This is a genomic window from Ewingella sp. AOP8-B2-18 (assembly GCF_052376015.1).
Classification (GTDB): domain Bacteria; phylum Pseudomonadota; class Gammaproteobacteria; order Enterobacterales; family Enterobacteriaceae; genus Ewingella; species Ewingella allii.
In genome coordinates, this window is the sequence record NZ_JBQSVB010000045.1 from 1 (window position 1) to 2,273 (window position 2,273).

Sequence of the window (2,273 nt, forward strand, 5' to 3'; positions counted from 1 at the left end):
AGTGTGCCCGGAGTTCAGGGCGGGCATGGATGCTTAAATGAACCGCGAGTCTGTCTGGAATATTGAACCGGTAACTCACGATGAGAAACCCAACAATCCCACCGGGTGTGACGGTGGAGAACCTGAGCGGCAGTGACCTGCGGCATGCCCGCAGGGTGATGTAACCCGCTGACAACGGGGATTGAGGCGAGATCACTAAGCCGAGATGATCCTCAAGGTTAAGTACTGAAAGGCTGAAGAACATGAACCCGTTAATCCGCCTCTGTGGGTTGAAAACGTCACCACGGCCTACGTGATCTGACAGGCCGTGCAGGAGGAACTGGCAGTGATACGTAAGCACTGCCGGTCGAAGGTGTTTTGACATGTATGCGAAACACCGGGGCAGCAGCGTCTATCACGCTTGCGTTGCTGACTTCTGCCAACTTGCGGCAAGCAAGGATAAAGAGTGCGACGGGCAGCCTCCTCAGTATGCCTGAGTCCAGGCAGGTAAACCGGGGAAGGTCAGCGACGGATGTTAAGGGGGCATGGCTCCGATGACGCGCTGGCTGGCGGAGCTTCCGTAGTAGTCCGCGATGGGGAAAGCCCATTACATGGCGAAGGGAAGCAGTTTGAATGTGTTTGCGACGTGAATTAACTGACCTAACGAGGTGAAGACCTTTGATAATCAGCGAAATGCAACGCAAGCTTGCCACATGGGCAGCCACCGATCCGTCCCTACGGATTCAACGGCTGCTGCGTCTGATAACACAACCAGAATGGCTGGCTGAAGCGGCGCGGATCACGCTTTCATCAAAGGGGGCCCATACCCCCGGCGTTGATGGCGTGAACAAAACAATGCTACAGGCCAGACTGGCTGTTGAGCTGCAAATCCTCAGGGATGAATTACTCTCAGGCCACTACCAGCCCTTGCCCGCCAGACGGGTTTACATCCCTAAAAGCAACGGCAAACTGCGACCACTGGGTATCCCCGCGTTGCGGGATCGTATTGTTCAGCGGGCCATGCTGATGGCGATGGAGCCGATATGGGAGAGTGATTTTCATACGCTCTCATATGGCTTCCGGCCTGAGCGCAGTGTCCACCACGCGATCCGCACGGTGAAATTACAGCTCACAGACTGTGGTGAAACCCGGGGACGCTGGGTGATTGAAGGCGACCTGTCCAGTTACTTCGACACCGTACATCATCGACTGCTGATGAAGGCTGTACGCCGCAGGATCAGTGACGCACGTTTCATGACTCTGCTGTGGAAAACCATCAAGGCGGGACATATCGATGTCGGTCTCTTTCGGGCGGCCAGTGAAGGTGTACCACAGGGCGGTGTTATATCGCCGCTATTATCGAACATCATGCTGAATGAGTTCGATCAATACCTGCATGAGCGCTACCTGAGCGGGAAAGCCAGAAAAGATCGGTGGTACTGGAATAACAGTATCCAACGGGGCCGAAGTACGGCGGTCAGAGAAAACTGGCAGTGGAAACCCGCGGTGGCGTACTGCCGCTATGCCGATGATTTTGTCCTCATCGTCAAAGGCACCAAAGCACAGGCGGAAGCCATCAGGGAGGAGTGTCGGGGTGTGCTCGAAGGCAGTCTGAAACTCAGGCTGAACATGGATAAGACTAAAATCACCCATGTTAATGACGGCTTTATCTTTCTGGGGCACAGGATCATTCGCAAACGCAGTCGTTATGGCGAGATGCGAGTGGTCTCAACGATCCCGCAGGAGAAAGCCAGAAACTTCGCCGCATCGCTGACAGCACTGTTATCAGGCAACTACAGTGAAAGCAAAGTCGATATGGCTGAACAACTCAACCGAAAACTGAAAGGCTGGGCCATGTTCTATCAGTTCGTTGATTTTAAGGCCAAAGTCTTCAGTTATATCGACCGTGTCGTGTTCTGGAAGCTGGCTCACTGGCTGGCCCGCAAATACCGTACAGGTATCGCTTCCCTGATGAGGTGGTGGTGTAAATCACCGAAACCGGGTCAGAGCAAAACGTGGGTTTTATTTGGTAAAACCAATCACGGCAAGCTCAGCGGCGAAATACTGTACCGGTTGGTGGGGCAAGGCAAGAAGCTGTTCCGCTGGCGGCTACCCGAAGGTAATCCCTATCTGAGGACGGAGACCAGAAACACGTATACATCGCGCTTTACAGAAGTGGCAATGGCGTTCGCCAGCATTTAAATGGAGAGCCGGATGCGCTGAAAGGTGCACGTCCGGTTCGGGGAGGAGAGGCAGGGAAATAGTCCGACTACGCCCTGCCTCTTACTCTACTC

Annotated in this window: 2 protein-coding genes; one reads left to right on the plus strand and one right to left on the minus strand. The window is 54.2% G+C overall.

Translation table 11 applies throughout. The features are described from left to right. A partial coding sequence (locus ACT3RR_RS23015) for a hypothetical protein (RefSeq protein WP_071988032.1) occupies positions 1-244 on the minus strand: 244 nt, incomplete at its 3' end. A gap of 428 nt (positions 245-672) precedes the next feature. Here ACT3RR_RS23015 and ltrA point away from each other — a divergent pair. Beyond that, positions 673-2,181: a group II intron reverse transcriptase/maturase gene (gene ltrA, locus ACT3RR_RS23020; protein ID WP_001189111.1), complete on the plus strand. Its 1,509-nt coding sequence runs from the start codon at positions 673-675 to the stop codon at positions 2,179-2,181. Positions 2,182-2,273 lie beyond the last annotated feature (92 nt).

Excerpts from the sequence above, each read along its gene's own strand:
- ltrA (WP_001189111.1), top strand. The coding sequence starts at position 673 with ATGCAACGCAAGCTTGCCACATGGGCAGCCACCGATCCGTCCCTACGG.